The organism is Escherichia whittamii, assembly GCF_014836715.1.
Taxonomy (GTDB): domain Bacteria; phylum Pseudomonadota; class Gammaproteobacteria; order Enterobacterales; family Enterobacteriaceae; genus Escherichia; species Escherichia whittamii.
Genome location: NZ_JACSQI010000002.1, coordinates 484,587 through 491,125 on the forward strand (window position 1 = coordinate 484,587; position 6,539 = coordinate 491,125).

Consider the following 6,539-nt stretch of genomic DNA (forward strand, 5'->3'; position numbering starts at 1 on the left):
CTTAAAAAATTCGTTACACCAGGAAATCTGATGCGATGACCACCTTATCCGCAATTTTTTAGGCTGACAAGAAAATATTCTTGATATGAATGATTAGCGCCACTAATGAATGGAAGTGTGATCCGCGTCACCCCCTGGGGGCTCAGGCGTTCACGGGCTCGCTCCCGAAAAACTATTTTTTATTATTCGTGCTTTTTAAGAAACATCCAGGCAAGGGGAGTACTGCACGATCATGCTTTCAACTCATCAACCACTGCTGATTTTCACCGATCTTGATGGCACCCTGTTGGACAGTCATAGCTATGACTGGCAACCTGCCGCCTCCTGGTTAATCCGCCTGCGGGAAGCGGATATCCCCGTGATCTTGTGTAGTAGTAAAACCTCGGCTGAGATGCTGTACCTGCAAAAGATGTTAGGTCTGCAAGGGTTGTCACTCATTGCAGAGAACGGCGCGGTGATCCAACTGGATCAACAATGGCAGGATTTGGACGGCTTTCCGCGCATCATCTCGGGTATTGCTCATAGTGAGATCAGCCAGGTATTAAACACGCTGCGTGAGAAAGAACACTTCAAATTCACCACCTTTGATGACGTCGATGATACAACCATCGCTGAATGGACTGGCTTAAGCCGTAGCCAGGCAGCGCTGACGCAGTTGCATGAGGCTTCGGTCACGCTTATCTGGCGCGACAGTGACGAGCGAATGGCACAATTTACCGCTCGCCTGAATGAACTGGGCTTGCAGTTTGTGCATGGCGCGCGTTTCTGGCATGTGCTGGATGCCTCTGCAGGGAAAGATCAGGCCGCCAACTGGATCATTGCGGCATATCAACAATCCAGTGGAAAGCGTCCGACCACGCTCGGCTTAGGCGATGGCCCAAATGACGCACCATTACTGGAAGTGATGGATTACGCGGTGATCGTAAAAGGGCTAAACCGGGAAGGCGTGCATTTGCAACATGAGGACCCGGACCGTGTCTGGCGGACACAGCAAGAAGGTCCAGAAGGCTGGCGCGAAGGGCTGGATCACTTTTTCACGGCCGGTTAAGGGCTATCGCTCGCGCAGACCCGATTGCGCCCCGCTTGTTTTGCAAGATACAACCGCCGGTCGGCCAGAGACTGTAATTGTTCAAAATCATAATCGCCGGTTTCCTCGCTGCTACTCACCCCCAGCGAGGCACTGATGCGTAGGGTCGTGCTTTTGGCGATCAACATTTCTTTTTCATTCAGCTTCAGGCGAATACGTTCGGCAACTTCCGTTGCCTGCGCCAGGTTAGCGCCAGGCAGAATCACGCAAAACTCCTCGCCGCCCACGCGTCCCGCAACGTCCTGTGAACGCAATGAACGACTGATTAATCCGGCAGCATGCGACAGCACACGATCGCCCGCCTGATGACCAAAGCGGTCATTAATCGCTTTAAAATGGTCAAGGTCGACCTGTATGACAGAAAACGGATGTTGGTGTACCTGACACAATTCGGCAAGCGGACGCGCTTTTTCGAACAATGCACCGCGGTTATACAAGCGCGTTAAGGTGTCATGCCACGCCTGCCACTGCAACGAGTTTTGCAGGACATACATATTGCTGACCATCTGGCGAATTACATACCAGGAGATAAGTAACATCGTCGTAAAGAGCGCCCACAGAAGGGTTAACGCAATGCTGATGCTGCCGAAATCACCACGCACACCTTCACTAAGTGTATGAATACGCACCAATGCGCCGTCAAAATGGTCCAGCCGCTCCCAGCTAATGTAGCGACTGTTCATCCTGATGCCACCGCGCGTATCGTGTTCCATATCCTGCGCCAGAGATGCCAGCTCTCGAGGATCAAATAGCTCCTCCGACGAATGTTCTGGATTAGAGGAGGTCAATAACTTCAGTTTACTGTCGTAGAGTTGATATTCGCCATCCAGTTTTTTATCAATAGCGTTTTTTAGAAATTGCTGCATCGAGCGCACAGGGATACTCATCCCCAACACGCCATACCAGTAATTATCACTGTCGACCGGTACGCTTACGGTGACCTGCGGTTCAGTAACATTGTTATGGTCATGCTGAGAGGTAAACCAACGTACGCCACGTTGACGATTTTCTCGTTCTGATTGGCCGATAAACCAGGGTTGCGTGACAAATTCGTAGTAACGCGTAGGGACATTTCGGGTAAACAACGTCGGCTGCGTCGAAACGTAGAATCCGGCACGCGAGACATACATCGCCTGTTCAACCATCGAAGAAGAGTTGTGCGCCAGTCGCAGTAAGTAGCCGACTTCCAGTGCGGCAGTAATTTCATTGTCGAGTGATTTATTTTCGCGAGAAAGCTGATTTCCCTTGCTCACTAACGCATCCGAGACACCGTTTACCGACAGGGTGCGTCGTCTGTTAAGTTCGATTTGCCAGGCGTGCTCGTCGCGATGTTGTTCAAACTCGACAACAGCGTTTCGCATAGAGGTGAAATCCAGCGGCGCAACAAGGGCTTCACGCATTCCATTACGTAAAAAAATCAGTTTATCGACGTTATATTGCAACTGCTTGTCGAGCGCGTTGGCAACGTTTTCCAGATGATTACGTTGGCTGGAGATATAGGCGTCTTCCAGCACCACGACTTCACGCCAGGTGAGCAAAGTGGAGAAGATCAACACCACGATAAAGCACAGATTAACGACATGACCAGGCCCCAGGCGGCGCGCGAGTTTTTTTAGCCAGCTCTGGTTTTCCATTTTTGTCTCGTGCTGCACCCTAACGACTCCCAACCTGCTTTTTTATGATTCTGGCATAACCTGGCGATAGCGTACCGCAAAACAGCGATAATTTTATAATGTTGGCATGATACGAGGCATCAGGCATTCGATACTGACGCTGGCGCAACTGCCGGATGCGGCGTGAATGCCTTATCCGGCCTACTTTTGATTCTACTGCCAGACATCGTTATTTTTATAACGTAGGCATGATAAGACGCGACAGCGTCGCATCAGGCATTCCATGCAGACGCTGGCACAACTGCCGGATGCGGCGTGAACGCCACATCCGGCCTGGTGTTAATTGCACACTTTCAAACTTCTTCCGACGAACTACTCCCCTCCCCCGGAACAAGCTCGGTTTCATGAAAAGCTTCCCGCTTGACCCCATAACCGTCATACCACCGGCACTCAACCATACCGCTGGAATACCCGGTGACAATCATCCGCGGGCCGCCCTCTTTTACCGTGACTTCCTCACTAACCATAAAGCTCATACTCGCCTCCTTTTTTCGAGTGAAACTTGTTCACCTTAGTCGAGGATGGCGAATTTTGCATAACAGCCGATGTGAATTTTAATGTGCCTGGCCGCGCATTTTCGCTACCACTTTCACTCCCAGCACCACGATGCCACCGATGATAAATCCAAGAATCAGATTTAAAACAGTCGGTAATATCATCGCCACCAGCGCGTTCTGCTGTTCGGCAAAATGTTCAATGGCATGATGCAGCGGCGCGATGCCATGCACCACAATGCCGCCACCAACCAGGAACATCGCCAGCGTGCCGACAACCGATAACGCTTTCATCAGCCAGGGCGCGATAATCAACAGCCCCTTACCCAACGCCTGCATCAACGTACTGGACTTTTCTGCCAGCCAGTAGCCCAGGTCATCAATCTTAACGATAATCCCCACCAGGCCATACACGCCAATCGTTACCACCAGAGCAATCCCTGAGAGCACCAGCACCTGATTAATCAGCGGCGCTTCCGCCACAATGCCCAGCGTGATGGCGACAATTTCCGCAGACAAAATAAAATCGGTGCGAATGGCCCCTTTTATTTTGTCCTTTTCAAACTTGAGCGGGTCTTGCGCCGCCAGTTTTTCCAGACGCTGCTGACTCTGCGCCGGGTCATCTTTGTGCTTACGCGCCTCCAGCATATGTAGCACTTTCTCTACCCCTTCAAAGCAGAGAAACGCACCACCAATCATCAACAGTGGCGTAATTGCCCACGGGATAAATGCACTGATGATCAGCGCCAGCGGCACCAGAATCACTTTGTTGATTAGCGATCCCTTCGCCACGCCCCAGACCACAGGAAGTTCCCGGTTGGCACGCACACCTGAAACTTGTTGCGCATTGAGCGACAAGTCATCTCCTAATACACCGGCGGTTTTCTTCGCCGCCAGCTTGCCCATCACGGAGATATCGTCCAGCAAAGTGGCGATATCATCGAGCAACGTCAGTAAACTACTCCCGGCCAAAAGCATTCCCTCTCATTTTTTCGTTGACGCGCTAAGTATGAAGCAAAATCGGCTTGCCTGATACTTACTTGATAGGTCAACATTTTTTTAACAATTAAGCACAATTATATCTCTCGCCAGCAGAATGATTTTCACGTTTACTATGAACCACCTTTTTATTTCCACCGTGAGGGATTATGCGTTTCCGCCAGTTGTTACCGCTTTTTGGCGCGCTGTTTGCGTTGTATATCATTTGGGGCTCGACCTATTTTGTCATTCGGATTGGCGTGGAAAGCTGGCCACCGTTAATGATGGCGGGAGTGCGATTTTTGGCAGCAGGTATTTTATTGATGGCATTTTTACTGCTGCGTGGGCACAAATTGCCACCGCTACGTCCCCTGCTCAACGCCGCGCTGATTGGCCTGTTACTGCTGGCTGTCGGTAACGGTATGGTAACGGTTGCCGAACATCAAAACGTCCCTTCCGGCATTGCCGCCGTGGTGGTGGCAACGGTGCCCCTCTTTACCCTGTGCTTCAGCCGCCTGTTTGGTATTAAAACGCGCAAACTGGAATGGGTAGGTATCGCCATCGGGCTTGCCGGAATCATCATGCTCAATAGTGGCGGCAATTTAAGCGGTAACCCGTGGGGTGCAATGCTGATTTTAATCGGCTCAATTAGCTGGGCGTTTGGCTCGGTTTATGGCTCGCGCATTACCTTGCCGGTGGGGATGATGGCAGGCGCGATTGAGATGCTGGCGGCAGGCGTAGTGTTAATGATCGCGTCGATGATTGCGGGTGAAAAACTGACAGCTGTCCCTTCGCTTTCAGGTTTTCTGGCTGTTGGATATTTGACGCTGTTTGGCTCGATTATCGCCATCAACGCTTATATGTATTTAATCCGCAATGTCAGTCCGGCTCTGGCCACCAGCTACGCTTATGTCAATCCCGTGGTCGCGGTATTGCTGGGGACGGGGCTGGGTGGCGAAACGCTGTCGAAGATTGAATGGCTGGCGCTGGGGGTGATTGTCTTCGCAGTGGTGCTGGTTACGTTGGGGAAATATCTCTTTCCGGCTAAACCCGTTGTCAATCCAGTCATTCAGGATACATCAAGCGAGTAAATGCATCCCCTGAGTGTCGATCTGCGCGCTGGCGCCCTCGCCGCAGATCCACTCTTCCAGACGCTCGGTAAGTGCCGCGTCCGTTAATTTCTCCCGTCCGCGTAACGCACATTCCCAGACAATCAATACGCGCCAGCCGAGTTCCTGCAAACGGCTGATATCACGCCGATCGCGCTCGACATTTTTACCTATCTTCTCCAGCCAAAAATCTGTTCTCGTGGCAGGCACTTTAAACAGATAGCAATGGTGATGGTGCCAGAAGCAACCGTGGGCAAATATCACACAGCGATATTCATCAAGGACAAAATCCGGACGTCCGGGAAGATTGGCCTCCTGAACACGAAACGCCAGCCCCTGCTCAGTTAACAGGCTGGCAAGACGTTTCTCGATTGCCGTATCGCGCGTGGCAATCGCGCGCATATTTTTGCTGCGCGTGGCCTTATCGTGAACGTCGGCCATGTTGTGTTTCTCGCTGACGCAACGCCACCGCCTGTCGGATTTTTGGTTCGAGCAGTTTTGCCACCGCGGCAAAGACCGGTACGACCACCGAATTACCGAACTGACGATAGGCCTGCGTATCGGAAACCGGTATACGGAATTTCGCCTCTCCCGGCGCTTCAAAGCCCATCAGGCGCGCGCATTCGCGAGGCGTTAATCTTCGTGGGCGATGTTGCTGATTCTGCGGATCGTCAAAGTCTTTCTCACCTGTCGCCATATCCCAGCCACGATCGATTAAAATTTCCGCGCCGTCTTTATAATAACGGGCAGAAAGCGTGCGCGTGACACTTTGCGGATTGTTCGGATAAACCATCCCATAACCGAAGCCGTTACCGCGCGCCTGATGTTTTTTCGCATAGCGATAGAGATACTTCCATAGCACCGGCGTCAGGATATATTTCGCTTCGACCATCGGGTCCAGCAACTGCGCCAGCGTCACTCGCTGCGCCGGGAAACAATCGCTAATGTCACGCAGGGTGAAATCTTCTTTCAGATTAAGATCGCGACGAAAGCCCACCAGCACGATGCGCTCACGGTGCTGCGGTAGAAAATGTTTGCCATCGATGATTTTCGGATCGTCCGGGCCGTTATCTTCTGCATCGGCGACGTCATAGCCCAGTTCGTCCAGCGTCTGCATGATGATGCGGAACGTTTTACCCTGGTCGTGGCTTTTCAGGGTTTTGACGGTTTCGAGCACAAAAATCCCCCGCCGCCGAGC

At 51.8% G+C, this 6,539-nt stretch carries 7 protein-coding genes; 2 read left to right on the top strand and 5 right to left on the bottom strand.

All coding sequences use genetic code 11. From position 1 onward, the window contains the following. The first annotated feature begins 232 nt into the window (after positions 1-232). Positions 233-1,048, top strand: a complete 816-nt coding sequence (locus H9644_RS05270; protein ID WP_064529347.1) for a mannosyl-3-phosphoglycerate phosphatase-related protein — start codon at positions 233-235, stop codon at positions 1,046-1,048. On the opposite strand, the gene dgcQ is transcribed toward H9644_RS05270, so the two are convergent. The 3 genes from dgcQ to H9644_RS05285 all read right to left on the bottom strand — a co-directional run bounded on the left by dgcQ (position 1,045) and on the right by H9644_RS05285 (position 4,232). Beyond that, complete coding sequence (gene dgcQ / locus H9644_RS05275; RefSeq protein WP_191773596.1) at positions 1,045-2,739, bottom strand: cellulose biosynthesis regulator diguanylate cyclase DgcQ; 1,695 nt, start codon at positions 2,737-2,739, stop codon at positions 1,045-1,047. The two genes, H9644_RS05270 and dgcQ, sit on opposite strands and share 4 nt — an antisense overlap. A gap of 314 nt (positions 2,740-3,053) precedes the next feature. Next, a complete protein-coding gene (locus H9644_RS05280) occupies positions 3,054-3,236 on the bottom strand; it encodes a YodC family protein (RefSeq protein ID WP_064529349.1) in 183 nt (60 codons plus the stop codon). 78 nt (positions 3,237-3,314) lie between these two features. Beyond that, a complete protein-coding gene (locus tag H9644_RS05285) occupies positions 3,315-4,232 on the bottom strand; it encodes a DUF808 domain-containing protein (protein WP_191773598.1) in 918 nt (305 codons plus the stop codon). Positions 4,233-4,402: 170 nt separating this feature from the next. On the opposite strand from H9644_RS05285, the gene yedA reads away from it, so the two are divergent. Then, the gene (yedA, locus tag H9644_RS05290) at positions 4,403-5,323 is read left to right on the top strand and encodes a drug/metabolite exporter YedA (RefSeq protein WP_191773600.1); all 921 of its coding nucleotides are present in this window, start codon (positions 4,403-4,405) and stop codon (positions 5,321-5,323) included. On the opposite strand, the gene vsr is transcribed toward yedA, so the two are convergent. Together vsr and dcm are read right to left on the bottom strand one after the other, a co-directional pair. Next, positions 5,312-5,782 carry a VSPR family DNA mismatch endonuclease gene (gene vsr / locus H9644_RS05295; RefSeq protein ID WP_064529352.1) on the bottom strand — a complete coding sequence of 157 codons (471 nt, stop codon included), beginning with the start codon at positions 5,780-5,782 and terminating at the stop codon, positions 5,312-5,314. The two genes, yedA and vsr, sit on opposite strands and share 12 nt — an antisense overlap. Next, on the bottom strand, positions 5,763-6,539 hold a 777-nt coding region (gene dcm, locus H9644_RS21540; RefSeq protein ID WP_225221271.1), incomplete at its 5' end, for a DNA (cytosine-5-)-methyltransferase. The genes vsr and dcm, both read right to left, overlap by 20 nt.

Excerpts from the sequence above, each read along its gene's own strand:
- H9644_RS05270 (WP_064529347.1), top strand. The coding sequence starts at position 233 with ATGCTTTCAACTCATCAACCACTGCTGATTTTCACCGATCTTGATGGC.
- H9644_RS05280 (WP_064529349.1), bottom strand. The coding sequence starts at position 3,236 with ATGAGCTTTATGGTTAGTGAGGAAGTCACGGTAAAAGAGGGCGGCCCG.
- H9644_RS05285 (WP_191773598.1), bottom strand. The coding sequence starts at position 4,232 with ATGCTTTTGGCCGGGAGTAGTTTACTGACGTTGCTCGATGATATCGCC.
- yedA (WP_191773600.1), top strand. The coding sequence starts at position 4,403 with ATGCGTTTCCGCCAGTTGTTACCGCTTTTTGGCGCGCTGTTTGCGTTG.
- vsr (WP_064529352.1), bottom strand. The coding sequence starts at position 5,782 with ATGGCCGACGTTCACGATAAGGCCACGCGCAGCAAAAATATGCGCGCG.